Source organism: Pseudomonas sp. PB3P13 (genome assembly GCF_054897735.1).
This window is the reverse complement of the sequence record NZ_CM142702.1, coordinates 2,799,295-2,823,268: the sequence shown is the minus strand read 5'-3', so window position 1 is coordinate 2,823,268 and position 23,974 is coordinate 2,799,295. Positions and strand designations below refer to the sequence as shown.

The 23,974-nt window shown below is 57.8% G+C and carries 26 protein-coding genes; 8 read left to right on the top strand and 18 right to left on the bottom strand.

What is annotated here, in order from left to right; translation table 11 throughout:
• The first annotated feature begins 38 nt into the window (after positions 1 to 38).
• Positions 39 to 1,310 (top strand): NAD(P)/FAD-dependent oxidoreductase, encoded by a 1,272-nt coding sequence (locus ACYZT1_RS13100; protein ID WP_462015152.1) that lies wholly within the window; start codon positions 39 to 41, stop codon positions 1,308 to 1,310.
• A gap of 132 nt (positions 1,311 to 1,442) precedes the next feature.
• Here the strand turns inward: ACYZT1_RS13100 and ACYZT1_RS13095 are convergent, their stop codons facing one another.
• On the bottom strand, positions 1,443 to 2,582 hold the full coding sequence (locus ACYZT1_RS13095) for an HlyD family secretion protein (RefSeq protein WP_462015151.1): 1,140 nt from the start codon (positions 2,580 to 2,582) through the stop codon (positions 1,443 to 1,445).
• Positions 2,579 to 4,237 (bottom strand): MFS transporter, encoded by a 1,659-nt coding sequence (locus ACYZT1_RS13090; protein WP_462015150.1) that lies wholly within the window; start codon positions 4,235 to 4,237, stop codon positions 2,579 to 2,581. Before ACYZT1_RS13090 ends, ACYZT1_RS13095 begins: the two co-directional genes overlap by 4 nt.
• 212 nt (positions 4,238 to 4,449) lie before the next feature.
• Between ACYZT1_RS13090 and ACYZT1_RS13085 the strand changes: the two genes are divergently transcribed.
• Entirely contained in the window at positions 4,450 to 5,271 is an 822-nt protein-coding gene (locus ACYZT1_RS13085; RefSeq protein WP_462015149.1) for a DUF1206 domain-containing protein, read from the top strand.
• A gap of 106 nt (positions 5,272 to 5,377) precedes the next feature.
• Here the strand turns inward: ACYZT1_RS13085 and ACYZT1_RS13080 are convergent, their stop codons facing one another.
• From ACYZT1_RS13080 to ACYZT1_RS13060, 5 genes are read right to left on the bottom strand one after another with little or no spacing between them, the layout of a single operon-like run.
• Positions 5,378 to 5,614, bottom strand: a complete 237-nt coding sequence (locus tag ACYZT1_RS13080) for a Rieske (2Fe-2S) protein (RefSeq protein ID WP_462015148.1) — start codon at positions 5,612 to 5,614, stop codon at positions 5,378 to 5,380.
• Positions 5,598 to 6,455: an iron-containing redox enzyme family protein gene (locus tag ACYZT1_RS13075; RefSeq protein ID WP_462015147.1), complete on the bottom strand. Its 858-nt coding sequence runs from the start codon at positions 6,453 to 6,455 to the stop codon at positions 5,598 to 5,600. The genes ACYZT1_RS13080 and ACYZT1_RS13075 overlap by 17 nt, the downstream gene beginning before the upstream one ends.
• Positions 6,452 to 7,255: a dihydrodipicolinate synthase family protein gene (locus ACYZT1_RS13070; RefSeq protein WP_462015146.1), complete on the bottom strand. Its 804-nt coding sequence runs from the start codon at positions 7,253 to 7,255 to the stop codon at positions 6,452 to 6,454. The genes ACYZT1_RS13075 and ACYZT1_RS13070 overlap by 4 nt, the downstream gene beginning before the upstream one ends.
• Positions 7,245 to 7,763 carry a DUF6190 family protein gene (locus tag ACYZT1_RS13065; RefSeq protein WP_462015145.1) on the bottom strand — a complete coding sequence of 173 codons (519 nt, stop codon included), beginning with the start codon at positions 7,761 to 7,763 and terminating at the stop codon, positions 7,245 to 7,247. The genes ACYZT1_RS13070 and ACYZT1_RS13065 overlap by 11 nt, the downstream gene beginning before the upstream one ends.
• On the bottom strand, positions 7,756 to 8,931 hold the full coding sequence (locus tag ACYZT1_RS13060) for a pyridoxal phosphate-dependent aminotransferase (protein WP_462015144.1): 1,176 nt from the start codon (positions 8,929 to 8,931) through the stop codon (positions 7,756 to 7,758). The genes ACYZT1_RS13065 and ACYZT1_RS13060 overlap by 8 nt, the downstream gene beginning before the upstream one ends.
• A 242-nt stretch (positions 8,932 to 9,173) precedes the next feature.
• Between ACYZT1_RS13060 and ACYZT1_RS13055 the strand changes: the two genes are divergently transcribed.
• Entirely contained in the window at positions 9,174 to 9,803 is a 630-nt protein-coding gene (locus ACYZT1_RS13055; protein WP_462015143.1) for an acyl-homoserine-lactone synthase, read from the top strand.
• 18 nt (positions 9,804 to 9,821) lie between these two features.
• Here ACYZT1_RS13055 and ACYZT1_RS13050 read toward each other — a convergent pair whose 3' ends face one another.
• Positions 9,822 to 10,547: a helix-turn-helix transcriptional regulator gene (locus ACYZT1_RS13050; RefSeq protein WP_462015142.1), complete on the bottom strand. Its 726-nt coding sequence runs from the start codon at positions 10,545 to 10,547 to the stop codon at positions 9,822 to 9,824.
• A 236-nt stretch (positions 10,548 to 10,783) separates the two neighbouring features.
• Positions 10,784 to 11,422, bottom strand: coding sequence for a glutathione S-transferase family protein (locus ACYZT1_RS13045; RefSeq protein ID WP_462015141.1), 639 nt, complete (start codon positions 11,420 to 11,422; stop codon positions 10,784 to 10,786).
• Positions 11,423 to 11,521: 99 nt separating this feature from the next.
• On the opposite strand from ACYZT1_RS13045, the gene ACYZT1_RS13040 reads away from it, so the two are divergent.
• A complete protein-coding gene (locus ACYZT1_RS13040; RefSeq protein WP_462019240.1) occupies positions 11,522 to 12,625 on the top strand; it encodes a transketolase-like TK C-terminal-containing protein in 1,104 nt (367 codons plus the stop codon).
• 13 nt (positions 12,626 to 12,638) lie between these two features.
• Here ACYZT1_RS13040 and ACYZT1_RS13035 read toward each other — a convergent pair whose 3' ends face one another.
• Entirely contained in the window at positions 12,639 to 13,091 is a 453-nt protein-coding gene (locus ACYZT1_RS13035; protein ID WP_462015140.1) for a MarR family winged helix-turn-helix transcriptional regulator, read from the bottom strand.
• A gap of 172 nt (positions 13,092 to 13,263) precedes the next feature.
• Here ACYZT1_RS13035 and aceE point away from each other — a divergent pair, with 172 nt between their 5' ends.
• Positions 13,264 to 15,933 carry a pyruvate dehydrogenase (acetyl-transferring), homodimeric type gene (gene aceE / locus ACYZT1_RS13030; RefSeq protein ID WP_462015139.1) on the top strand — a complete coding sequence of 890 codons (2,670 nt, stop codon included), beginning with the start codon at positions 13,264 to 13,266 and terminating at the stop codon, positions 15,931 to 15,933.
• 257 nt (positions 15,934 to 16,190) lie between these two features.
• Here the strand turns inward: aceE and ACYZT1_RS13025 are convergent, their stop codons facing one another.
• The 3 genes from ACYZT1_RS13025 to ACYZT1_RS13015 are packed head-to-tail and all read right to left on the bottom strand — an operon-like array spanning position 16,191 to position 17,886.
• Complete coding sequence (locus tag ACYZT1_RS13025) at positions 16,191 to 16,418, bottom strand: PLD nuclease N-terminal domain-containing protein (protein WP_462015138.1); 228 nt, start codon at positions 16,416 to 16,418, stop codon at positions 16,191 to 16,193.
• Positions 16,419 to 16,461: 43 nt separating this feature from the next.
• A complete protein-coding gene (locus tag ACYZT1_RS13020; RefSeq protein ID WP_462015137.1) occupies positions 16,462 to 17,628 on the bottom strand; it encodes a carboxylate-amine ligase in 1,167 nt (388 codons plus the stop codon).
• Between the two features lie 9 nt (positions 17,629 to 17,637).
• Entirely contained in the window at positions 17,638 to 17,886 is a 249-nt protein-coding gene (locus tag ACYZT1_RS13015; protein WP_462015136.1) for a hypothetical protein, read from the bottom strand.
• Positions 17,887 to 18,080: 194 nt separating this feature from the next.
• Here ACYZT1_RS13015 and ACYZT1_RS13010 point away from each other — a divergent pair, with 194 nt between their 5' ends.
• Positions 18,081 to 18,311, top strand: coding sequence for a hypothetical protein (locus ACYZT1_RS13010; RefSeq protein ID WP_462015135.1), 231 nt, complete (start codon positions 18,081 to 18,083; stop codon positions 18,309 to 18,311).
• Between the two features lie 61 nt (positions 18,312 to 18,372).
• On the opposite strand, the gene ACYZT1_RS13005 is transcribed toward ACYZT1_RS13010, so the two are convergent.
• Genes ACYZT1_RS13005 through ACYZT1_RS12995 form a run of 3 tightly spaced genes read right to left on the bottom strand, consistent with a single transcriptional unit; the run spans position 18,373 to position 20,425 of the window.
• Complete coding sequence (locus tag ACYZT1_RS13005; RefSeq protein ID WP_462015134.1) at positions 18,373 to 19,269, bottom strand: DUF3618 domain-containing protein; 897 nt, start codon at positions 19,267 to 19,269, stop codon at positions 18,373 to 18,375.
• Positions 19,266 to 19,697 (bottom strand): phage holin family protein, encoded by a 432-nt coding sequence (locus ACYZT1_RS13000; protein ID WP_462015133.1) that lies wholly within the window; start codon positions 19,695 to 19,697, stop codon positions 19,266 to 19,268. The genes ACYZT1_RS13005 and ACYZT1_RS13000 overlap by 4 nt, the downstream gene beginning before the upstream one ends.
• Complete coding sequence (locus tag ACYZT1_RS12995; protein WP_462015132.1) at positions 19,697 to 20,425, bottom strand: hypothetical protein; 729 nt, start codon at positions 20,423 to 20,425, stop codon at positions 19,697 to 19,699. Before ACYZT1_RS12995 ends, ACYZT1_RS13000 begins: the two co-directional genes overlap by 1 nt.
• A gap of 243 nt (positions 20,426 to 20,668) precedes the next feature.
• Between ACYZT1_RS12995 and ACYZT1_RS12990 the strand changes: the two genes are divergently transcribed.
• Together ACYZT1_RS12990 and ACYZT1_RS12985 are read left to right on the top strand one after the other, a co-directional pair.
• A complete protein-coding gene (locus ACYZT1_RS12990; protein ID WP_462015131.1) occupies positions 20,669 to 20,974 on the top strand; it encodes a hypothetical protein in 306 nt (101 codons plus the stop codon).
• Positions 20,975 to 21,102: 128 nt separating this feature from the next.
• On the top strand, positions 21,103 to 21,333 hold the full coding sequence (locus tag ACYZT1_RS12985) for a DUF6555 family protein (RefSeq protein WP_462015130.1): 231 nt from the start codon (positions 21,103 to 21,105) through the stop codon (positions 21,331 to 21,333).
• A 91-nt stretch (positions 21,334 to 21,424) separates the two neighbouring features.
• Here ACYZT1_RS12985 and ACYZT1_RS12980 read toward each other — a convergent pair whose 3' ends face one another.
• Together ACYZT1_RS12980 and ACYZT1_RS12975 are read right to left on the bottom strand one after the other, a co-directional pair.
• Positions 21,425 to 21,622, bottom strand: a complete 198-nt coding sequence (locus ACYZT1_RS12980) for a YbdD/YjiX family protein (RefSeq protein ID WP_462015129.1) — start codon at positions 21,620 to 21,622, stop codon at positions 21,425 to 21,427.
• A 14-nt stretch (positions 21,623 to 21,636) separates the two neighbouring features.
• Complete coding sequence (locus tag ACYZT1_RS12975; protein WP_462015128.1) at positions 21,637 to 23,694, bottom strand: carbon starvation CstA family protein; 2,058 nt, start codon at positions 23,692 to 23,694, stop codon at positions 21,637 to 21,639.
• Positions 23,695 to 23,974: the final 280 nt, after the last annotated feature.

The window sequence follows — 23,974 nt, the reverse complement described above, 5'->3', positions numbered from 1 at the left end:
ATCTGTCGCTGCCTGATCAGCTTGAGGATCCCCGAAATATGCCTGACCACAGCACTGCAAACGACCGACACGACATCGCCGTCGTCGGCGCCGGCATCGTGGGTGTTGCCTGCGCCCTGCGACTGGCGCGCCAGGGCTTGCGTGTCGTGGTCATTGACCGACAGGATCCTGGCCACGGCGCGTCGTTCGGCAACGCCGGGCATCTGGCGACCGAGCAGGTTTTTCCGATTGCCGACCGCTCGATTATCAGGCGGCTACCGTCAATGTTGATGGACCCGATGGGGCCCTTGCGTCTGGACTGGAAATACCTGCCGCGCGCCCTGCCCTGGTTCACGCGGCTGTTGCTGAACTTGCGTCCGGCGCCTTTTCAGCAAACGGTCGCCGGCCTGCGTGCGCTCAATGAAAACAGCCTCGGTGCATGGCAACGGCTGCTGGCCTCCATGAAACGCCCACACCTGCTGAAAGAGGACGGCTCGTTGCTGGTGTTCGAACGCGCCAACTCGCGACAGGCGATCGAAGCGTTGCAGACGCGTCTGCGTCAGCAACAGGTGCCGGTCGATTTCTGGTCCGCCCGCTCGGTGCGTTACGCCGCGCCGCAACTGAGCGAACAGATTCAGGGCGGGCTGTTCTTCCCGCGAACCGGGCATTTTCTCGACCCTTATCAAGTGGTTTGCGAACTGGTGGAAGCCGCGCAAGCCAGTGGCGTGCAGTTTCTGAAACAGCATGTTCAGGGCGGGCACGTGCAAGAGCATGGGGTTTCATTACGCACCGACCAAAGCACGTTGCAGGCTCGACAGGTCGTGATCGCTTGCGGCGCACATTCAGCCAATCTGACCGCCATGCTGACCGGCAAAAAAATTCCGCTGGATACCGAACGCGGTTATCACCTGATGCTGCCGCATGAGCACGATCGCCTGCCCTTTGCCGTCACCTCACTGGAACGCCGATTCATCATGACCCCGATGTCCGCAGGGCTGAGGCTGGCAGGCACCGTCGAATTCGCCGGCCTGCACAGCCCACCGAACATGCAGCGCGCGTGGCAGTTGCATCACCTGAGCAAAGGCCTGTTTCAGCGTGATTTGAATACCGAAGACGCGACGCCGTGGATGGGGTTTCGCCCGTCGTTGCCGGATTCCCTGCCGATCATCGACCGCGTGTGTGACGGCAAGGTGCTGTTGGCGTTCGGGCACCAGCATCTGGGTTTGACCCAGGCGGCGGTAACTGCCGAACTGATCGGCGAACTGCTGTCAGCGGGTTCTGCGAAGCCCGGTTTGCCCGCGCTGCACCCCTATCGACTGGATCGCTTCTGAGCTCACATTCCTGCGAGTGTTGTTGCCTGAAAAACTCAGCGGCTGACTGGTCGACCGGGATGATCGGATGAAGTTCGCGATGATGGCGCTCCCAGAAACATGGAGATCGTATCTGTTGTCCGATCCAGCCCTTCACTGCGGCGAATCATCGGTAGCCGTATCAATGCTCACCACCACCGACATCCCCGGGCGCAAGCGTTCGCTTTCTGTCTGATCGGGGTCGATGGTGATACGCACCGGCACGCGCTGGGAGATCTTGACGAAGTTGCCGGTGGCATTGTCGGCCTGCAACAACGCGAATTCCGACCCGGTGCCCGGTGAAATACGCTGCACACGACCGGTGAATTTGCGATGGTTCAACGCATCCACGGTGAAACTCGCCACCTGGCCCACGTGTATATGGTCCATCTGGGTTTCCTTGAGGTTGGCGATGACCCATTTCTGCGGCGGCACCAGTGCCATCAACTGCGCGCCGGAATTGACATAAGCACCCAGACGCACACCGATTTGCCCCAGTTGGCCGTCACGCGGGGCGAGGATGCGAGTGTTCGACAAGTCGATCCGCGCCAGTTGCACCGCCGCTTCGGCGCTGGTGACGGCGGCTTCCAGCGAATCGCGATTGACGATGACCGATTGCAGATCTTGCCGGGCAATCTCCAGTGATGCCTTGGCCTGAGCGACTGCTGCACGGGCCTGCGCACTGGCGGCGAGCGTCACGTCGAACTCGCGTTTGGACACCGAACCGTCACTGACCAATTCTTTGTTTCGACGCAAATCGGCGTCACTCTTGCGCGCCTGGGCTTGGGCGTCGGCCAGTGCAGCCTCGCGTAATTTTATGGTGGCTTCGGCGCTGCTGCGTTGTTGCACTTCATTGGCCAGCGCGGCTTTCTGCACAGCCACCTGCGCCAGCGACTGATCGAGACGCTGTTGATAGATGCGGTCGTCGAGACGCACCAGCAAGTCGCCGGCCTTCACGTGCTCGAAATCCTGCACCGGCACTTCGAATACGTAGCCATTGAGTTGCGGGCCGATGATCGTCACCTGACCGCGCACCAGCGCATTTTCGGTGGTTTCGATGGCGCTGCTGAACGGTGGCAATTGCCATGCGTAGAGCACGATCAACAGGCCGACAAGGGCAATTGCGGCAAAGCCCAGTGACGAGATGATGCGCACACGCAACGAGCGCGGCTCGGTGGCTGGCGACGCGGGTGGCGCCTCAGCCTCAGGGGTGGCGGCGATGGCATTGGTGGTGGTCGTGGTGGGTTCAGTCATGAAGAAATGGCACCGCTGGGTTGAACGGGAGGCGTGGCGGACGCTGTCTTTTTATTCACGCTGATCAGCCACAGCGCACGAATGGAAATCCAGATCATGGTCAACACCGCGATGACCGCGATCAGCATGAACACATCGTTATAAGCCAAAACGTTAGCCTCGCGCGAGGCGGCGTTCGCCAGGCTGCGAATGCCTTGCAGGTTGCGCAGGTTCGGGTCGGCAATCACTCCGCCCACTGCCGAGCTGCCGTTCTGCACCCGGGCGGCCACCAGCGGATCGGACAAGGTCAGGTGATCGACGATATGGCTGGAATGAAACTTCTCGCGCACGATCTGGAAAGTGCCCAGCAGCGCTGCGCCAATCAGGCCACCGAGGTTCTGGCAGATCCCGAACAGCACGGAAAAACTGACCAGATTACGCGGGTTCGTCAACACGTTGCGGGTGCCCAGCACCATGGTCGGACCGAGGAAGAACGTGCTGCCGAACGCCAACAGAAACTGACTGAAATAGAGATTTTCCGGGCGGGTCAGGTTATTGGAAAAGCTGTCCATGACCGAGCCCGTCGCCATCAGCGCCAAGGAAATAATCAGCGGCATCAGCAGGTGTTTCGGGTCGATGGTCAACGCGCTGATGAGCAGCCCGGCGACGCTGCCCAAAAGCATCACCACATAAAGACTGTTGAGTTGCTGATTGCTCATGTTAAGCATCTGCATGAACCCGACGGCGCCTGTGGACTGCTCGGAAGCGACCATGCGAATCAGGATCACTGCCAGCGCCAGCCGGATCATCACCCCGCTGCCCAGCCACCGGGTCATCAATAATGGATTGCTGCGATTGTGTTCGATCGCCAGGCCGGCGAGGATCAACACTACCGAGGCCGCCAGCGCGATGCCGATCCAGCGCGCCTCCAGCCACCAGTCAATGCGCCCCAGTGACAACACCGCGCAGAGCAACGCCACGCCGCTGGCGAGAATCGCGAAGGTGAGGAAATCCAGTTTTTCAAAGGTTTTGAAGCGATCTCCCGGCGGCAGTTTCAGCAGCAACACGCAGCCCAGCGACAGCAGCGCCATGCCCAACTCGAACAGATACAAGCCGCGCCATTCGGCGATTTGCAGCAAGTCTTCAGAAAACAGTCGCGCCAACGGCAAGGCCAGTTGCGAGGTGCCGAGGCCGAGCACCAGTGCTTTCATCCGCCACTTCGCGGGAAACGCCTGAATCATGTAATACAGGCCCAACGAACTCAGCGCCGCGCCGACCATGCCATGCGCCGCCCGCACGGCGATTGCCGAATTCAAGTCGTTGACGAACAGATGGCCGAACGTCACCAATGCGTACAGCACCAGAAACACTTCGGTAAACGCGCGCAATCCAAACTGCTGGCGAAATTTCACCAGCAGCAGGTTCATCGACACATTGGTCATCACGTAGGCCGCCGGCAGCCAGGCCATCTCCGCAGTGGTCGCGCCCAGCGAGCCTTGCAGGTAGGGCAAGTTGGCGATCACCAGCGAATTACCGAGGCCACCGGTCAGCGCCACCAGCAAACCGACCAGCGCATAGGCCAGACGTTTGGGTGTGGAATGCAGTGGCGTCGAAGGCGAGCCCGGCAGATTGGGTCGCTCATGGGGCTGCCAATTGCGCGCGGCGTATCGATCCATTGAAGCTTTCCCAGGAGCAAAGCTCGGTTTGCGGGTTTCAGCGAGGGCATCTGTACAACCCTGACCTTCGGCTTAAGGACAGGAGGATCGTACGAGCGTTCAGTTTGCGCTCAAGAGGGTTGCACGACGTCCCTGATCCGCCTGCTGATTTTTCGAACGCCTGTGGGGTTTATTGGTCTTCTCTAGTAATACTTTTACTGGAATTAGAACGTATGTCCGCTCATCAAGGCCTGGTTGTCCTCGCACGCGGCGGTTATGCCGCGCGAGGTGTCATCTATCTCATCATCGGGATATTCGCTTTTCTGGCGGCGCTCGACTCGACTAAACCAAAGGATAGTCATAAAAGCCTGGAAGCCTTGCTAAGCCAGCCGTTCGGCTACGTTATGGTCGGACTGGTGGTCGCAGGCTTGCTCGCGTTCGCCGCCTGGCGTGTGCTGCAAGCAACGCGCGACGTCGATCATCACGGCAAGGAAGCCAAAGGTCTGGTGATTCGTGCGGGTTTACTGGCCGGCGGTGCGGTCAACGGCGCACTGGCGTTTTTTGCCTTGGGCCTGCTCATCAGCGGGCACAGGAGTTCCGGCAATTCCGGAGGTGATCAAACCAGGGACCTGCTGGCAAGTTTGCTGGCCTGGGAATATTCCAATGTATTGCTTTACCTCGTCGCCCTGGTGCCGCTGGGTGTCGGCATTGCTCACATCATCAAAGGCTGGAAGGCGACCTTCGAGAAGTACTTCGAAGCCGATGAAGATGTAATGCGCTATGTGCGTCCGGTGTCGCGATTCGGTCTGATTGCCCGGGGCGTGGTCTTTATCGAAATCGCCGTGTTACTGCTGGTCAGTGGCTCGGCCTATAAAGCCATGGACCCACCCGGCATGAAAGACGCGCTCGATGCACTGCAAAACCTGCCGGCTGGCGCGGTGATTTTGATGGTGATCGCCTTGGGCCTGATCGCTTTTTCCGTCTACAGCTTTGCCGAGGCGGCGTGGCGCAAGATCAATATGGATGTGCCCGGCGTGTCGCGAAACCAAGGTTGAAGCGCATCCCTCCCGTTCCTCCAGGTCATCTTTCAAAGCGCTGACCCGGAAGTGAACGTTGGGGATTCCATGTGGATTGCAGCGAAGGACCTTCCCACGGTGTGATTCAAGTCAAGCGCCTGACATCCAGGCGCCCACAGGGTGGGCCGCTCAGTTGTTCACCGGTTTCCAGACTGAACACCGAGAAGTGCAAGGGACACGTGATGCTCTTGCGCTGCTCATTGACCATCCCGTGCTCCAGCCACCCGGCGCGATGCGGACAGGTGTGCGGCACTGCAAAGTGCTGGTCGCCGATTACCACGGTAAATTTGCCCGGGCGATGAAATTCAGAGGGCTCGCTCAATTTCTCGCTCCTTGTCGAAAAACTTCTGACGCCTTGCCTTCTCGACGGCCGCATCAAAAGCAGCGTTGGTAATTTCGCGCCCCATGCAGATGCCCTCCCACGCTTTGACCGGGTCCAGATCCCCCGTCGCATCCATCGCTTTAAGCAAACGCTGGCCTTCGATGGCGTGAAAGACATCAATATGGACGTGCTCGGAATAATACGTATGAGACTTGATTTGCAAACGCGAACAAATCGATGTGTAGCACTCGAAAAAGAACGGCACGACCGTTTCGAAGTAAGTAATCACCCCCGCGAAATACGACGGATCATCCGCCCGCATGGTCAGCCAGCAAAACATATTGGGGAATGAGAACCCGGCTGCAGCGTTGACGTCGATGTAGAACCCCAGGTCGGTCGGCATCTGCAGCTCGGCCAGCAAGTCGGTGTACAACGTGGTATGGGACCGCTTGAGGTTTCCCGATCCAAATTCGTCAATCATCATCCGCAACATGGGCATCTGAGCGGCAAGGCTGAGTCGAGGCATCAGGTGATAGAACACCTGCGCCTCGGTCAGGCCATCCAGCGCAAATTCCTGCACCAGGATCTTGAATTCCTCCCGCGTCATCTGATCGGCGACGTAGGCTGCGCTGGGCGGCAGCACGCTGCGTTCCAGCTCTACCAGTTCGGCAAGTTGTGTGCGCAACCCGGCCAGGTCGGACGGCGTGGTGGCAGTGCGCGTTTTATTGATGGTCGAATCGATCCAGTCCCGCTCGAAGGCCAGGATATGGTCTGGCAATGGCTGCAGCCGTTTGATGCAGGCGCGATTGGCCAGGAACAGTTCTTTTTGCAGCTCGCTCATGCCATGGCCTCCTCTTCTGCAAATACCTTGTCCGTGCTGATGATGCCCCGCGCCTTGAGCTCCTTTTTGACTTGCGCGTACCAATCGTCCGCACCGAGTTCAAAGCGCTGGTCCAGCGATTCCACCAGCGCGCCCACCGCGGGTTGCCGTGCGCTTATCGCCAGACGACAGAGTGCAGGTTCCAGATTGGCCAGCGACACAACATTGCCATCGGACTCCAGATCCCTCGCCAGGAGCATTTCCCAGCCAAGGAAGTAATCGAGACCTTCATTGCGCAGTTGATTGATCTCGCTTTGAACGCGAGGTTGTGAGGGTGAGTCCTTGATGCCGATGACCCTGGGTAACCGGGCAATGGCCAGTAAGGTGTCAAAAGTTTTCTCGTTGCCCGACAGCGCAGACTCGTTATAGATAAAGATGTCCAGGGACACCGCGTCATGCACGGCGCGATAATGCTCAATGATGTCTTGCTGACTCGTTCCCGATGCAAACGGCGAAGTGAACATGATGGCCTGAGCACCCAACTGCTGAGCCAGCAGTGCGTATTCAATCACTTGCGCCGTCGTCTCGCGTTCGATACCCGCGATCACTGTTTTATCCCGTGCATGGGCCAGCGTCAGTTCGAGCATCCGCTGCCAGTCTCGACGGGCCAGTCGCCAGCCTTCGCCGGAAGTCAGGCAGGGGATGTAACCATCGACGAAGGGTCGAGAGCAGTGCATTAACCGGCGGACGCTGGTTTCACAAATGCGCGACTGCTCATCGAGAGGCGTAATCAGCGGGACGAAAATATGTTTAGCCGACATGCTGAAAATCCTTCTGTTCGATGCTCATTGCACAGGACTGCTCGTAAAGACTCTGCAGGCTTTCAGGGAAGACGGAGCCAGTCTTCGATGAGGGGAACGTTTGCAGAAAAGGCTTTAGCGTATCCAGCTCGCGCAGTGCGCTGTCGTGGGTGAAAAATGGGTGTTGATGTTCGACCACCTGTGCGGCCAACAACCTTTTCTCGACGCTCAGGTGCGCCCAGTCCGATTCCAGGCAGGCCCGTTTCAAGACCTTGTTGCAGTAACCCCGACGCTGAATGTTCATGTCCGTATGAAGGACGTCCATAAAGGGGTAATAGACATCCTGCAACTGGCGGCTCTTCTTCCAGATGATGGCATCGCAAATTCCGATCTGACCGAAACTCATCAAGACCCGACGCGAATAGAAGGCGTTGAAAAAACCCAATGATTGTTCACGGATGCCCTGATCGGCATGGTGCATGCCCATGAACACGGTGGCATCGATAACCGGGATAACGGGATCAGTCATGATACTGCTCCAGGGCACGGGCGATGGTTTTAACGGCCTGCTCGAACTCATCGGGTTTGCGGGCCAGGGCGAGACGAATATACTTTTGCCCTGCTTGCGGCTGACTCCAGTAAAAGTACTTGCCGGGCAACACGTAGACTTCGTACTCCATCAAATACGCCTGCAAGTCATCGGCCGTCACACCCCCGCGCATGATTTCAAACCACGCGACACTGGTCTCGACCATGGGCGTCACGTAACGTAGAAAATTGCCGTCCAGGAGGCGTTTGGCGCCTGTGCGATTAACTTCAAGCACGCTGCGAACAGACTCGAAGTCATCTTCGCTGCTGTCTCGAATGTACTGAGTGACCACTTTGAGAACGAAGGGCGAGACGTTCAGCAATACACTCGTGACGATGCTGTAAATGTCTGCATTGATGTCCTTGCTGGCCATGATCGTTGCGCACTTGGTGTCTTGCAGTGGCCAGGTTTTGCCGGTGTCCTCCATAACGATGTACTGGGTGCCAATGTCGTCCAGGATTGCATAAGCGTCGAACCGGCTGCCCCCTGCAGTTTTGAAGAATGCCGCAAAGCAAAAGTCCAGAATCAGCAGCTTTCCGTGCTCCTTGCAGTAACGGGCCACCTCGACAAATGTTTCGGCACCGGTGGCAAACATGCTTGAACCGGTCGGATTGTTGGGATCCACCAGAAAAATCGCGTCAACATCGACTGCTGCCTTTTGAAGGTTGGCGTAAACCTGTGTTGGCGACTGGAAAAGGCTCTCGTCCAGTGCTGTCAACGGCACTTCCATGTGTTTGAGCAGATCATGCAGATTATCGAAACACGGTTCGATCAACCCGACGCTCATGTTGCGCTTGCGCAGATAGGTTGCAGTGATGTGCATTGCAATTGAAGCGGCATACACGAGGTAAATTTCATCGTGTCGCTTGAGGGCGTGCGCTTGACCATGAAACGAAAAAAACGCCTGGATGAACTCCTGCTCGCTTTGATACTGGGTACTGTTTTGGGCGCGATACCAGAGTTCAGGCAAGCGCTCGACAATTTTTCGTTGAGTGACGCTTTGATCCTGGTGCGTGTGGGCATCAGCAAGGTTAAAGCGTGTTTTCAGGGCAGATATTTCATGCTGGGTGATGTCTTCCTTAACTTCGTGACGGGCTGCAACACTCATATTGTTATTCCTGTAAGAGTCAACTTAGTTATCTACACAGATAGCCTGCTGTAAAACCTGCAGATAAACCCGGCTCAATAATTAGCGCTGCTCGATTGTTCTACAACTGTACCTCAGTGCAGGTTTCTGCTTTTTTTACGCCTGTCTTTAGGTACAGTTGTTTTTTGCAACCTCCAGCGGCATCCTCCTCGCGCGTTACAAACCAATTCACGTTGTTGTATACGGGCGGAAGTCATACACACATGGACAAGGTCAGTTTTTACAAAGCCGATTATTCGGATGCCTCACAAGAACTTATGGGCAACCTGTTCCGATTGAGAAAGGAGGTATTCGCTGACCGTCTGGACTGGCGGGTCATCGTTAACGAAGGCAGGGAAATTGACGAATATGACAACGCCTTTTCAACCTACCTGGTAGGCGTGTATGCAGGAATGCCCCTCGCGAGCCTGCGCCTGATCAATACCCAGAACCCTTATATGGTGGAAGGACCGTTTCGCGGCTTTTTCAATTGCACGTTGCCCAAAGATCGGCTGATTGCTGAATCCAGTCGCTTTTTCGTAGACAAGACACGCTCGCGCGCATTAGGGCTGAGTAAAGCACCCATCACTGAAATGTTGCTTCTGGCGATGCACGATCACGCCACTCAGGCGGGTTTGGTCTCGATCATTACGGTGGTCAGCCAGGCCATGTCGCGCATCGTCCTGAGGGCGGGATGGCAATATGAAGTATTGGCCACAGGCGAAGCTTCACCCGGGGAGAAAGTGCTACTGCTGAATATGCCGGTCCGTCCAGAAAATGCCCGGCGACTGAAAGAGGTGATCGAGTCGAAGTGCAAACACCCATTGCGCAAGACACTGGAAGTCAACTGCTGATCAATGCAACAGCCCGCTTCAAACCAGCCCCAGACTCACAGCCTTGTACACGGCTTGTTTGGCATTGCAGACTTGAAGTTTGTTGACGATATTCGCCATGTGGAATTTCACGGTGCGAATCGAGATGGCACAAATGTCGGCAACTTCCCTGTAAGCCTTGCCCATGACCACCCACTTGAGCACGCTCAACTCGCGATCCGACAGGCCGGTCTCCAGGTCAGGAAAAAGCTCATCAAGGGAAAAACAATTGGTCATCTGGCTTTGAAATTGAATGAGCATCATCTGGATTTCCGCCGCCTTTAACGTCATGACCTGCTCGAAATCGTTACGGCGCTCGGTATTGCTGATACTCAAGGCGGCGAAAAGTCCATGGGCGTCATGCAAATTGAACGTGAAACCATCGGATATCCGGTACTTCTCCGACGAAGCGAACACCTCCTGCCCCGTGCCTGAATCCCTCGATTCGAGCGCCTCATGCCAAAAGAACGGCGCTACGCATTTCATGCCGTGTCTGATCACGGGATCTATATGGTGATAACCCTTGGATTTATACAGATCAAGCCAACGTTCAGGGTAGTTGGAAAAGATCCTGGGTTGGACCTCACGCGTCTTGCTAGTGATGAAATACGCGTAATGACAACCCTCCAAAGGCAGCAGGCACTTTTCAAAGGCAGTTCTCAGGCTTTCATCCATTCCGGAATTGAGGCTTAACGCTTTGCCCCTTTTCAAATACTGAGTGCTCATAAAAACTCCTTTTTTTATGGTTGCAGTTGACGGTTGCGCTGCTGCATATCAAGTGAGAGGCATGATTCAATCCCGGTCCGGCGACGTAGTAAAGCCAAATCAACGCTACATTTGTAGCAAATTGGGCACTGATTCAATACCCGCGTAACCGGTATAAACCTGTCGATTGCACAACTGCCCTCCTCTGTGCCCGTCAGTGGCATTAAAGCCTGGGAGATTCCCGGGCCAGGCCAGACTTAGTCCGCCGGGAGGTTCCGGGATTCGGCGAGTCCTGCTTGCACGGCTGGACGCGCCTCAATAACCGTCAACCAGCGCACTACATGGGTAAACGGTGAGATATCCAGCCCTAGCTCCCCATAAGTACGTAGCCACGTAAACGCTGCAATATCGGCGATTGAGTACTCATCGGTCGCCAGACAAGTGTGCGAGGCCAGTTGTTTGTCCACCACACCATAGATTCGCAACGCCTCTTTGCGGTAACGCGCGAGAGCTTCCTCGTTGCGCGTCGTGCTGCCATGCAGGAACCACCATAACTGCCCCAGCATCGGACCGATGGCCCCGACCTGGAAGTACAACCATTGTTGAACCGAGAGTTTATCGGCAGAAGAATCAGGCTGCAGACAATCGAACTTCTGTGACAGGTACCCGAGAATGGCAGCGGATTCGAAAACCGAAATGCCAGCCTGATGATCAACGATGGCCGGAATTTTCCCGTTGGGATTGATTTGCAGGAATTCCGGCGAATGTTGCCGGCCTGCGGACAGGTCGAACTTCACTATTTCGCACTCAATGGCCGCTTCTTTCAGGAAAATACTGATCTTTTGACCGTTGGGTGTATCGGCTGTGTAAAGCGTTATAGGGCAGGACGCGCTCATGAGAAATCTCCGTTTAAAGGCTTTCTAATTGCATTTGCAATCATATTGAGGCGTGCAGTATGGTGCAAGTACGAAGGATCGCACGGAGATTTCATGCATATGATCGGCTTTTCCAGCTTCAGCAAAACACCGGATACCCGCGTTGCCGCTCAGGCTTGCATTGATAAAATCCGCACCATGACGCAACAGCACAGGGTGGGTTCTTGCTCTCCGCTTTACACCATGATTGACATCGCCAATCAATTGGAACGAGATCCTGGAACGGCCAGACACGTTTGGGTCATCCGCGCCAACAGGCAGTCGCAAGTTGATGGCGCCCACACCCGAATCAATGCCTGGCCGCTGCGTTTGAGTCCTGCCGCATGTGCCAGCGAAAAACCGCTGTTGTACCTGGCCAGTTCTGCGACGTCAGCCGAGCTGTGCGCCCTTTCAAATGAGTCGGCCCATCGCGGCATTCTGTGCAACGACATAGAAACCCTACCCTCGCGCTGGCCCAAGGGCGCTCACCCCTGGGTCTCGATCTGGCTGGCGGCCAACCCGCAATGCTTGCCTTTCGACCCGGCCAGCGGTGCGGAGGCGCACGCCATTGCGCTTGCTGCGTTGCACAGCTTGTATGTGGAAGGCAACGACGGTTTTTACTACATGGCGCTGCATGACGAACCCTATGATTTCGTCGCGCCTGTCAGCCAGGTCAGTGCGAGCCACGCGCTCAAGGGTATGTACAGGCTCCACGATTTCGACGCTGAGGCTGCCGGTCCCCGGGTTCGCTTGTTGGGCGCTGGCCGGGCGTTGCAGTCAGTGGTTTCAGCGGCGCAGTTGTTGCGTGAGGATTGGGCCATCGACAGCGAGTTGTGGAGCTGCCCCAGCTACACCCGGCTGGCCCGGGAGGCAGACAAGGCACAACGCTGGAACCGCATGCATCCCGACATGCCGCGGCGATCATCGCATTTGCTCGACTGCTTGAGCCTCGATGACAGTCCGGTGGTGGCTGTGACCGGATATGGCCGGCATGTCGCCGATCAGATCGGTGCGCATATCAAGTCACGCTTCGTAACGCTTGGCGCTGACTCCACTGAAACGCCGCTCGACACAACGCTGGATAAACACTGGATCGTCGTGCTGGCGTTGCGCGCTCTGGCGGACGAAGGGCGTATTGCACAGACGAGCGTCGCTCAGGCGATGAACCGTTATTTGCTGCAATGACTGCGAACTTTGCTCAACCCGCGCGCCCACTGTTGCGCGCGGCCGTCGCCGCACGCTCAAGCGCATCGCTGAAGGTCCGCTGTTGCTCGCCATCGAACTGCGCCAGAAACAACTCGTCCACCGCCCCTTCATAGACTTGCCACATTTTTTTACGCAGCACTTTGCCGCTCTCGGTGATAACGGCATAGGCACCACGTCCGTCATCGCTGGCACGGGTGCGGGTGACCAGGCCTTCGGCCTCCAGACGGTCCACCAGGCGAGTCAGGTTGTAGCGCTCGATGGCCATGACGTCAGCCAGTTCGCTCATGCGTCGGCTGCCGTCGGGGCCGCTTTCCAGACCCCATAACGCGTCGTACCACGCGTAGGCAGGGAGCTTGGCGGCCGCCAGTCGACGCTCGATTTCGCGGATCAGGCTACGGTGGGCCCGGACGAATCTGAACCAGGTATCCGGATCGCTTGACGACATGCTTCACCCTTCTGATGAGTTCGATTTAGTTGCAATTGTAGCGCGGCGCAGGATAAGTTCTCACTCGTAGTTGCAATTACAACTACAAAAATTCTTCAAGGTTGGCGTCGACCCACGCCCCTTCACCAGGCACCCAACGACTCGGTGCTGCTGCACTGTCCAGGAGACGACGATGGCTCAACAACCCCTGTTTCTCGACGAGGATCCACAGGAAACTCGCGAATGGCTCGAATCCATCGAATCGGTGGCGAGCGTCGAAGGGCGTTCTCGCGCTCACTACCTGATCGACCAGATGCTCGATTTTGATGCCAACCGTCACGGTGATTTTTATGGGCGCGTGACAACGCCCTATGTCAATACCATCCCGGTCGACCGTCAGCAGCCCTACCCCGGTGACCTGGCCATCGAGCGCCGGATCAATGCCTACATCCGCTGGAACGCGTTGGCCATGGTGCTGCGCGCCGGCAAGCATTCGAACGTGGGCGGGCATATTGCTTCCTATGCTTCGGCGGCCGTTTTGTACGACGTCGGTTTCGAGCATTTTTTCCGCGGGCGCACCGAACAGTTTGCCGGTGACATGGTGTACATCCAGGGCCATTCTTCGCCGGGTATCTACGGGCGCGCTTATCTTGAAGGTCGCCTGAGCGAGGATCAGCTGGATAATTTCCGCCGCGAGACCGACCGCGACGGCGTCTCTTCCTACCCGCACCCAAGGTTGATGCCCGACTTCTGGCAATTCCCGACAGTCTCCATGGGACTGGGGCCGATTACCGCCGCGTATCAGGCCCGGTTCATGCGCTATCTCGAAGACCGTGGACTGAAGGAGCATCAGGGTCGCAAAGTCTGGGCGTTTCTGGGCGACGGTGAAATGGATCAGCCGGAATCCCTGGCGGCGATTTCCCTGGCAGGTCGCGAAAAACTCGACAACATCATTTTTGTCGTCAACTGCAACCTCCAGCGTCTGGACGGACCGGTGCGCGGCAACAGCAAGGTGATTCAGGAATTTGAAAGCCTGTACCGGGCGGCTGGCTGGAACGTCATTAAAGTCATCTGGGGCAGCGGTTGGGATGCCTTGTTGGAAAAAGATAAAAGCGGCTTGCTGCGCCAGCGCATGATGGAGTGCGTGGACGGCGACTATCAGAACTACAAATCACAGAATGGCGCATACGTCCGCGAGCACTTTTTCGGCAAATACCCCGAGTTGCTGGAACTGGTCAGCGACCTTGGCGATGACGAGATCTGGAAGCTGTCACGCGGGGGCCATGATCCGGAAAAAGTCCACAATGCTTACGCCGCTGCGATGCGCCATACCGGTGGGCCGACGGTCATCCTGGCGAAAACCGTCAAGGGTTTCGGCATGGGCGAAGCGGGCGAAGGACAGAACATCAACCATCAACTGAAGAAGATGGGCGACGACGCGGTCAAGGCGTTCCGCGATCGTTTCGGGCTAGACCTCAGCGACGAACAATTGGGCGACATGCCCTACCTCAAACCGGCAGCAGACAGTGCCGAAGCCATTTATCTGCAAGCCAGGCGCGCGCAGCTGGGCGGTTATATTCCGGCACGCTTCAGTGCCGTCGAGCCGTTGCAGATCCCGCCGTTGTCGGCTCTGGACACCCAGCTCAAAGGCACCGGCGAGCGCGGGATCTCAACCACCATGGCATTTGTGCGCATTCTCGGCACGCTGCTCAAGGACCCCAACATCGGCAAGTTGATCGTGCCGATTGTCCCGGACGAATCACGCACTTTCGGCATGGAAAGCCTGTTCCGCCAGATCGGCATCCACTCCCACGTCGGCCAGTTGTATACGCCGCAGGACGCGGGCCAGTTGAGTTATTACAAGGAGGCGCGGGACGGCCAGATCATGCAGGAAGGCCTGAACGAGTCCGGTGGCATTTCTTCATGGATCGCCGCGAGCACGTCTTACAGCACCCACGGCGTGATGACCGTGCCCTTCTATATCTTCTATTCGATGTTCGGCTTCCAGCGTGTCGGCGATCTGGCGTGGGCGGCAGGTGATGCCCGCGCCAGGGGTTTCCTGCTGGGCGCCACGTCCGGCAGAACCACGCTGATGGGCGAAGGTCTGCAGCATGACGACGGGCACAGCCACGTGTTGTCCTCCACCGTACCGTGCTGTGTTTCCTACGACCCGACCTTCGCCTATGAACTGGCGGTGATCATCCAGGACGGCATGCGGCGCATGTATGTCGATAAAGAAGACATCTATTACTACATCACGCTGCTCAACGAAAACTACGCCCACCCGCCGATGCCCGAAGGTGTCGAACAAGACATTCTCAAAGGCCTGTACCGACTTTCGGCATCGGCAAAGCCAGTGCAAGGCAAGCATGTTCAACTGATGGGTTGCGGTTCGATCCTGCAGGAGGTCATCGCCGCTGCACAGTTGCTGCAGCAGGACTTTGGCGTGAGTAGTGAGGTGTGGAGCGTCACCAGCCTGACCGAGCTACGCCGCGCGGGGCAGGATGCTGAACGCTGGAACCTGCTGCATCCCGAGCAGGAACCCCGTATCAGTCACGTTGAAAGTTGCCTGCAAACCAAGCAAGGTCCGGTCGTGGTCGCGACGGACTACATGAAGATATTCGCTGACCAGATCCGCCCGTTTGTGCCCAAACGACGTTTCGTGGCGCTGGGCACTGATGGCTTCGGACAGTCGGATACTCGCGAGTCGCTGCGCAGATTTTTCGAAGTGGATCGCCACTTCATCGCGCTGGCGGCGCTAAAAGCGCTGGCGGATGACGGAGGCATAGCGAGGGAAACAGTAGCTGAGGCGATCGCGCTTTATGGCATCGATCCGGAGAAGCAAAATCCGGCGAAAGTCTGAATTTCAGCCGTGGGGGATGCAATCTGCGGCTTGTCCCAAAACCTGTGGGAGCGTGGCTTGCCCGCGGAGGGGTCCGAACAGTTGGCATCTTTGCTGACTGATCCACCGCCTTCGCGGGCAAGCCACGCTCCCACCGGAATTGTGGTGCGGCATGGATTTATAGAACCCGCACAGTAATTGCTGTTGACGCAATCATGAAAATGACTAGACCCTGAATTTCAGGGGCTGGTCCTTACGGCTGGGTCCCGATCGCATCTTCACCCCTTGCTGTGCTCCGGCGACGTCGGTCCTTCCTTGACGCCACGCGGGCCGGCGATTCCCCAGGCAATCAGACCGATCACGGGAAATACGATCAGACCGATGGCCCACGCCGCCTTGATGCCGACGGGCTTGTCGCTTCTGAATACGCTGACAATGGCCCAAAGGTCCACGAGCACTATGAACACCGCAATGGCGATCATGAAATAACTGAGTGCTTCTGACATGGCCGTGCTCTCCAGGTAGGTAGTTCACATTAGGCTGAGTGGTTCAGACGGCGTTCAAACTTTTCGCAATAGGCGCAATGACGCACGAGCGTTTGGCGGTTTCCTCCAGTAGATGGTCGACCACCGCTTTCATGGCTGCCTGCGGATCCCGACTGGTCATCAACGCGCGCTCAAAGACAACCCGCTGACGCTGCGCACTGGTGCCTTCAGCGAGAATCCGACGCGCATGTGCAAACACCTCTTCCACACCCATCCTGCACGCCGTGTCGCCGAAAATCTGTTCCGCCCGGAATAACCATTGTTCAGCGCTGAAAGGCCGGTCGTAACCCTCGAGAATGAAGGCTGCCTGAGTGCCGTGGCGTTTTGCCCGCCAGCGGTTTTCCATCAGTATCCAGCGCGAGTTTTGCGAGTAATCCGCGCCTGGCTGTGCGTGCTCAATCGCGTATGCAACCAGCAAGCGGAAAAAGGAGGCGATGCACAGCGCATCGTCCAGACGCGGACAGGCATCGGTCATGCGCAATTCCAGCGTCGGGTACCTGGCCGCCGGTCGAACGCCCCACCAACAATCACTGGCCTGTTTGATCGCTTCCGTGCGGATCAGCAGCCCCACGTAGGCGTCGTAGGCAGGCTGGTCAGCAAAGAACTCTGGAATGCCCATCCTCGGCCACTCATCACAGGCCGTCTGGCGATAACTCATGTAGCCGCTGTCAGTGCCGTTCCAGAACGGCGATGAGCAACTCAACGCCAGCAATAACGGCGTCCAGGGCAGGACCTCGTTCATCACTTTGATACGATCAAAGTGGCCGGGCACTTCAACATGCACGTGCAACCCGCAGAGCACGCTACGTTGCGCGACGTGCCGGTAATCTTCGAACAATTTGGCAAAATGCGTTTGCTCTGTGGCACATTGCTCGCGCCAATCGGCCAAAGGATGGCTACCGGCGCTCAATAAAGCGAGCCCATGAGGTTGGAGTGCGCGGCGCAGGCTGGCACGGGCCTCATCGAGATACTGCGCAGCCTCGGCGACGTCGGTGAACACCGGCGAGGCGACTTCGATCTGGCCCTGGAACATTTCCAGTGCAAAGCATGGACCCAAGGCTGCTTCGCATGCCTGAATCGCAGCCGCAGGGGGTTGCCCGCACAGGCTTAGGCTGTCCAGTTCGGTGATGAAGTATTCCTCTTCGATGCCGAACCTCGGATTGGTTTTCATCGACAGTCCTCAGCGATAGTCGTCACCCGCAACCGCGCGCAAGTACGCCTGATCTGCTTCACAGCGCAGATCGCGCCACTCTTCCCAACTGACAATGCACTGGCGATCCATCTCATCGGTTTGCCGTAGCAACTCTTCGTGATAGGCATCCGGAGAGTCCTTGCGCAACTCGATGTTGTCGAGCGTCTGGTACCAATGATCGAGTGCGCGAAGTCTTCGCTCATGTGCCGGCGTCAGCAGGTTTCTGAAGGAGTTCATGGCGATGGAATTCCTGAAGTATTTCTGGATGGATCAATGGACGTCGACATAGGTTCATGATCGCCGACCGGAGGTGGTTCAAGCAGGAAAGCCCCTCTGAATGCGCGGCACCAACTGTCGATTCCCGGTCAGCCGGATCAAACTTTTACATCCTCGCGATGCTCCACTGGTGTAACCCAATGGAGGTAAACGCTATGAACAATGACGACCGCGTAAACACTGTGCCTGCTGCAAATGCTCCACCGACCGATGCGGCAGGCAAACCCGTCAATGTGGTTGAACGCGACCTTCGGGACGGTGACAGCGACACCGAGGGCGTAGATAAAACGATCACCCCCTCGTCAACTCGTGCCAAAGAGCAAGAAGTGGAGGAACTGCAACGCAAGACTGCGGAGATCGAACGCAAAGTGGCGGACGGTAACTAGCCCCCCGTTCGGAAACGGTTGAAACGTCGGGAGGCCATCAAGGCCTCCCGCGCAGGTTTACTCAAGACGTACCCAGCCCTCCCGACAGATCCGCCGAGGACCCGCCTGGCCTGGACGATTGCGTCCCCGGCTGAGCGTTCGTGTTCGTGTTGCTGGTGTTGGCTGTTTTATCGGCGTTCGTGTCGGAATGGTCGGTGGTTTTCGTGACGGTATCGCGCACCACTTCCATCCCTTCGCGCGCCTGCTGCTTGACCTTGTCCGCCAGATCCGCACTGGTCTTGCCCATGTAGCGCTGTTCGGTGCGGGTCGAAGGCAAAGCAGCGCCCAACAGCGCGCCCAAGGCAATCCCTGCGGCCGCGACAACCAACGGCTGGTCCCTGAGCAGTTGATTGAACTGGGTGCCCATTTGCTGGGTGCTACGCGCCACCCGGTCGCTGACGTCGTGAGCGGTGTGGCTGATGCGATCGCTGACATCATGCGCCGTGTGGCTGAGGCTGTCGGTGGCGGATGACAGGTTATCCGCCAGATGAGCCGCCTTGTCCTTGACCGATTGATAACCGCCTTTGAGCGAATCGGCGGTCTGGTGCATACGGTCGCGGGCGCTGTCGACGCCGTCTGACAGGCCGTCGGCCCACTGACCCATCCTGTCCTGGTCCGGCCCTGTGCGGTACACGTGGCGAGCTGCAGGTGGACGGTTCTGGCTCATCATCAGCCAAAGCAACCCGACCGACGTCACGACCGCCGGTACAGGATTGTTGCGCACGCTGGTCCCCAGATTGGTGAGGAACGTCGTGCCGTTGTTTTGCATCATGCCCATCGCCTGGTCAAACATTTGCCCGGGCGTGAATTTGCTTTCCAGGGCGTCGACAATGTTGCCAATGCTTTCGCGTTGAGCATCGATTTCACGCTCGATGTCTTCAGGGCTTTTCTCTGATTCGATATCCAATTCACGGTTCATGAGACTTTCCTCCGCAGCGCTTCCTGGTCTTTGTTCAAAGCGTCCAGCGTACGATCAGGCTTGAGGTTGGATGGCTCGAATTGCTTCTTGCCGGACTGCAGCATGGTGAAGCCAATGATCATCACCACCACGCCAACGATCAGGGCCGCCAGCCACGGCGCCATGACCATGCTCAGGCCGTAAACCACCGCCATCAACAAAATGATGAAACCGGCGAGCAGCACAATCGCGCCGCCGGCCACACCGGCAATCCCGGCCTTCAGGGTGGTAAGGCTGGTTTGCAGCTCGGCTTTGGCCAGCGCCAGCTCTTTGGTGAAAAGCGCTGGCACTTCGCGGGACAGTTGTCGCAACAGTCCGACGACCGAGGCGTCATTTTCCGGCACGGGGGCAGGACGGCTGCCCGGCAGATCGGTATCGTCTCTGTTCATCACAGTTCTCCTTTGAAGTTCGAGGAACCTGGCGGCGAGTTGAAGTTTGCCGAGCCCGGTGTGGAGGTCGGGTTCGACGGCGATGGCGATGGCGATGGCGAAGACCCGGGCGTTGCAGACGAGGCGAAGTCCGAGGGGTGGTCATGCTCATTGGGCGAAGCCGGAGTGCTACCGGTCGCCAGCCCAGACTCGGAACCGCTGCGTGAAGGCATGGAGCTTTCGTAGGGTCGCTGAGCGCCGAAACCACCGGAAGGCGGCATCGAGTTGCTTTGGGCCGAATCATGGTCTTCGTTGAAAGACGCAGCCGGTGCCGTACCGGCCTTAAGGAACCGTGACAGTGCAAAGCCCAGCGCGATGCTGCCGGCGATGAACAGTGTCGGATTTTTCCGCGCCAGATCGGCGCCGTCGTGCAGCAATTCCTCGGCGCTTTTACCACGCAGATTGCTGGCCAGCCCGGTCATCGAGTCGGCGACATCGGCAAGGTAATCGGACATGCCGAGGGTGTCCTTGCTTTCCATTTCCGAGACCACAGACTTGGCGCCCTGGGCCAGTGCTTCAATCTGGTCTGCTGCCGTGTCGCGGTATTGACCGAATTGCGCATCGGCATGCTGCCGCGCACCACCGAGCGCTTCTGTGACATTTTCCTTGATTTGGTCAAAGCCCTTTTCCGGTCCCCCGGATTGCTGGTTGCCAGGCTGATTGTCAGTCCTGTTATCTGAAGTATTCATGTCGTCCCTCACCTTGGAAATGAAAAACAAGCGTGTCGGGGCTGCAGCGTCATCTGCCTGAAGCCCATCCATTCAGATGACGGAGGACTGCGTACGGGAGTTCCAACGAATTGATGAGCGATACGTTCTCGGCCCAGAACCCGCGAAAATCATCGATTGAGCACGCCGCTCGTCCGCTGGTTCGCACGTTTTCTAGCGCCATGCTTCCAATTCGATGTCATCCACTCGCAAGGAAGATTCAAAATGATGAAGAACAGAATTGCGGTGCTCTCGCTTGCTGGCATCCTGTCGGCGTACTCGCTTCACGTCCTGGCGGCCACCTCGACCGGCACGGGCACTACGTCCAGTGACGACGCCACGCAAACCCGGCAGCCTGCCTCCCCCAGCACCAATGCCGATCCGGACGCCGGCACGTTGCCCAAAGGTGCCGATGGTGGAACTACCGACAGCGGCCCAACCCCTGGCGGCGCGAAAACCGGCGGTGCTGACAAGGTGGGTGGGGGCAGCAGCAGTGGTGGCGGTGAAGGAGGTAGCGGCGGCGGTAGTTGAATCTTTTGCGTGATGTGTCTGGAGCCCGCGATCAGCGGGCTTTTTCTTGACCGGGCATATAATTTTAAAGTGCCAACGGAACTGGCACTCCGCCACTAATGTCGTAGCGACATCACCTGGAGAATCGGATGACGCGCCCTCGGCATTTTCAAATCACTTACCGCTACAGCAAGACCCGCCAGATATTCGTCCAGCCGGATTCACACATGACCGATGAGGATGCCTGGTACTACGCGTGCCTGCACTCGGGCGTGGGCCTGCTGTATGGAGAAAGTTACCCGCAGGACGAGCACTTGCGCTTGCTTGAACACGCAAGTTCGGTCGGTTTGACCGAGGTCTCGTGGGAAGAATTGCCGTGAGCCCGTTTTATGACGGTCGAAAAAAAACCGCAGAAGTCAGACTGGCCAAGCTCTGCTGCTGCGGTTGTATTGTGTTACCTGAAAACGTATTTCAACAGCACTTCGGTCCGGCCTTGCTGCCGTAACGAGCCTCCTGACGTTCCCGAAAGAACACCTCGTAACTCATCAACGGCTGGTCCGGATGCCGGGTCTGCATGTGTTCGACGTAGTTGTCGTAATCGGGCATTCCCACCATCAGACGCGCGGCCTGACCAAGGTACTTCCCGAGGCGACTCAGGTCATTGAACATGCGCCCCTCCTCCTTCAGGCGTCTGGCAGCGGTTGAAACGGCGCTTCTTTATCCGTGCGTTCCTTGGTACCCCAGGCGGCGATACCGACTTTGAGCGCAAAGAACAGGATGCTGAAGACCACGAACAGGAACAGCGCGGTCAACGTCGCGTTGGTGTACGCGTTGTAAATGACATGTTGCATCTGATCGATGTTCTTGGCCGGTGCCAGCACCTGACCATTGGCCAGTGCATCGCTGTACTTCTTCGCCAGGGCCAGGAAACCGATGGCGGGGTTGGCATCGAACAGCTTGATAAAGCCAGCGGTGGTCGTGCAGATCAGCAGCCAGACGGCGGGCAGCATGGTCACCCAGACGTAGCGCTGGCGTTTCATCTTGATCAGCACCACGGTCGCCAGCATCAGCGCGATACCGGCCAGCATCTGGTTGGAAATGCCGAACAGCGGCCACAAGGTATTGATGCCGCCGAGTGGATCGATCACGCCTTGATAGAGCAGATAACCCCACATCGCCACACACCCGGCGGTGGCGATCAGGTTGGCGGTCCAGGATTCGGTGCGCTTCAGTGCCGGCACGAAGGCACCGAGCAGATCCTGCAGCATGAACCGGCCGGCGCGGGTACCGGCGTCAACCGCCGTGAGGATGAAGAGCGCTTCGAACAGAATCGCAAAGTGGTACCAGAACGCCATGGTGTTTTCACCCGGCAATACGCTGTGCAGAATCTGCGCGATACCGACCGCCAGGGTCGGCGCACCGCCGGCACGGGCCAGGATCGTGGTTTCACCGATGTCGGTGGCCACCGCCTGTAACGCTTCCGGCGTGATCGCAAACCCCCAGCTGCTGACAGTTTGCGCGACCGACACCACGTCACTGCCAACGATGGCCGCGGGGCTGTTCATGGCGAAGTACACGCCCGGCTCGATGACCGACGCGGCAACCATGGCCATGATCGCTACAAAGGATTCCATCAGCATGCCGCCGTAACCGATGTAACGGGCATGGCCTTCGTTGGCGAGCAATTTCGGCGTGGTGCCGGAAGCGATCAGCGAGTGGAAACCGGAGACCGCGCCGCAGGCGATGGTGATGAACAGGAACGGGAACAGACCGCCCTTCCACACCGGCCCGGTGCCGTCGATAAACTGCGTCAAAGCCGGCATTTTCAGGTCGGGCATGGTGATCAGGATGCCGATCGCCAGCGCGACAATGGTGCCGATTTTCAGGAAGGTCGACAGGTAATCACGGGGTGCCAGGATCAGCCACACCGGCAACACCGCTGCGACGAAACCGTAACCAATCAGCATCCAGGTGATCTGAACGCCGGTGAAACTGAATGCCTTGGCCCAGACCGGATCAGCGGCAATTTGCCCGCCCAGCCAGATCGAACCCAGCAAGAGCAGCACGCCGATGATCGAGATTTCACCGATGCGACCGGGGCGGATGTAGCGCATATAAAGGCCCATGAACATCGCAATCGGCAGGGTCGCCATCACGGTGAACATGCCCCATGGGCTTTCCGCCAGTGCTTTCACCACGATCAGCGCCAGCACCGCAAGGATGATGACCATGATCAGGAAGCAACCGAACAACGCAATCGTGCCGGGGATACGACCCATTTCCTCACGGACCATGTCGCCCAGCGAGCGGCCATTGCGGCGAGTGGACAGGAACAGGACCATGAAGTCCTGAACCGCCCCCGCCAGCACGACACCGGTGATCAGCCAGAGTGTGCCGGGCAAATAGCCCATTTGCGCTGCGAGCACGGGGCCGACCAGCGGACCTGCACCGGCAATGGCCGCGAAATGGTGACCGAAAAGTACGTGTTTGTTGGTCGGCACGAAGTCCAGACCGTCATTGTTGAGCACGGCGGGCGTGGCACGATTGGGGTCCAGCTGCATCACCTTGGTGGCGATGAACAGGCTGTAATAACGGTAGGCAACGAGGTAGATAGCGACGGCTGCGACTACGATCCAGAGGGCGTTGATTGCTTCGCCGCGGCGCAGGGCCACGACACTCAGCGCAAACGCTCCCAGGACAGCCACGGCAAACCAGGCGAGGTGTTTAGCCAGACGGGGCATAGCGTGTCTCCTGCCGACAGCCAGTGACTGCGGCGGTAATTTTTATAATTGTGTCCGCTGTGCGGAGCTGGCCCAATATCCGCGTATGCCGTCCACAAATAAATCCGCGTTACTACGTACCCGTGGTCTACGTAGTTCTACGTAGACGCCGCCAATTCTGTTGGCTAACAATAATCCACTTTTGGGAGCGAGCTTGCTCGCGATGGGGGCCTGTCAGGCACAACTGATGTTGGCGCTGCAGCCACCATCGCGAGCAAGCTCGCTCCCACATGTTTTTTGC

Bases quoted from the DNA above. Each gene is read 5' to 3' on its own strand.
- ACYZT1_RS13100 (WP_462015152.1), top strand. From the start codon at position 39: ATGCCTGACCACAGCACTGCAAACGACCGACACGACATCGCCGTCGTC.
- ACYZT1_RS13095 (WP_462015151.1), bottom strand. From the start codon at position 2,582: ATGACTGAACCCACCACGACCACCACCAATGCCATCGCCGCCACCCCT.
- ACYZT1_RS13090 (WP_462015150.1), bottom strand. From the start codon at position 4,237: ATGGATCGATACGCCGCGCGCAATTGGCAGCCCCATGAGCGACCCAAT.
- ACYZT1_RS13085 (WP_462015149.1), top strand. From the start codon at position 4,450: ATGTCCGCTCATCAAGGCCTGGTTGTCCTCGCACGCGGCGGTTATGCC.
- ACYZT1_RS13075 (WP_462015147.1), bottom strand. From the start codon at position 6,455: ATGAGCGAGCTGCAAAAAGAACTGTTCCTGGCCAATCGCGCCTGCATC.
- ACYZT1_RS13070 (WP_462015146.1), bottom strand. From the start codon at position 7,255: ATGTCGGCTAAACATATTTTCGTCCCGCTGATTACGCCTCTCGATGAG.
- ACYZT1_RS13065 (WP_462015145.1), bottom strand. From the start codon at position 7,763: ATGACTGATCCCGTTATCCCGGTTATCGATGCCACCGTGTTCATGGGC.
- ACYZT1_RS13060 (WP_462015144.1), bottom strand. From the start codon at position 8,931: ATGAGTGTTGCAGCCCGTCACGAAGTTAAGGAAGACATCACCCAGCAT.
- ACYZT1_RS13055 (WP_462015143.1), top strand. From the start codon at position 9,174: ATGGACAAGGTCAGTTTTTACAAAGCCGATTATTCGGATGCCTCACAA.
- ACYZT1_RS13050 (WP_462015142.1), bottom strand. From the start codon at position 10,547: ATGAGCACTCAGTATTTGAAAAGGGGCAAAGCGTTAAGCCTCAATTCC.
- ACYZT1_RS13045 (WP_462015141.1), bottom strand. From the start codon at position 11,422: ATGAGCGCGTCCTGCCCTATAACGCTTTACACAGCCGATACACCCAAC.
- ACYZT1_RS13040 (WP_462019240.1), top strand. From the start codon at position 11,522: ATGATCGGCTTTTCCAGCTTCAGCAAAACACCGGATACCCGCGTTGCC.
- ACYZT1_RS13035 (WP_462015140.1), bottom strand. From the start codon at position 13,091: ATGTCGTCAAGCGATCCGGATACCTGGTTCAGATTCGTCCGGGCCCAC.
- aceE (WP_462015139.1), top strand. From the start codon at position 13,264: ATGGCTCAACAACCCCTGTTTCTCGACGAGGATCCACAGGAAACTCGC.
- ACYZT1_RS13025 (WP_462015138.1), bottom strand. From the start codon at position 16,418: ATGTCAGAAGCACTCAGTTATTTCATGATCGCCATTGCGGTGTTCATA.
- ACYZT1_RS13020 (WP_462015137.1), bottom strand. From the start codon at position 17,628: ATGAAAACCAATCCGAGGTTCGGCATCGAAGAGGAATACTTCATCACC.
- ACYZT1_RS13015 (WP_462015136.1), bottom strand. From the start codon at position 17,886: ATGAACTCCTTCAGAAACCTGCTGACGCCGGCACATGAGCGAAGACTT.
- ACYZT1_RS13010 (WP_462015135.1), top strand. From the start codon at position 18,081: ATGAACAATGACGACCGCGTAAACACTGTGCCTGCTGCAAATGCTCCA.
- ACYZT1_RS13005 (WP_462015134.1), bottom strand. From the start codon at position 19,269: ATGAACCGTGAATTGGATATCGAATCAGAGAAAAGCCCTGAAGACATC.
- ACYZT1_RS13000 (WP_462015133.1), bottom strand. From the start codon at position 19,697: ATGAACAGAGACGATACCGATCTGCCGGGCAGCCGTCCTGCCCCCGTG.
- ACYZT1_RS12995 (WP_462015132.1), bottom strand. From the start codon at position 20,425: ATGAATACTTCAGATAACAGGACTGACAATCAGCCTGGCAACCAGCAA.
- ACYZT1_RS12990 (WP_462015131.1), top strand. From the start codon at position 20,669: ATGATGAAGAACAGAATTGCGGTGCTCTCGCTTGCTGGCATCCTGTCG.
- ACYZT1_RS12985 (WP_462015130.1), top strand. From the start codon at position 21,103: ATGACGCGCCCTCGGCATTTTCAAATCACTTACCGCTACAGCAAGACC.
- ACYZT1_RS12980 (WP_462015129.1), bottom strand. From the start codon at position 21,622: ATGTTCAATGACCTGAGTCGCCTCGGGAAGTACCTTGGTCAGGCCGCG.
- ACYZT1_RS12975 (WP_462015128.1), bottom strand. From the start codon at position 23,694: ATGCCCCGTCTGGCTAAACACCTCGCCTGGTTTGCCGTGGCTGTCCTG.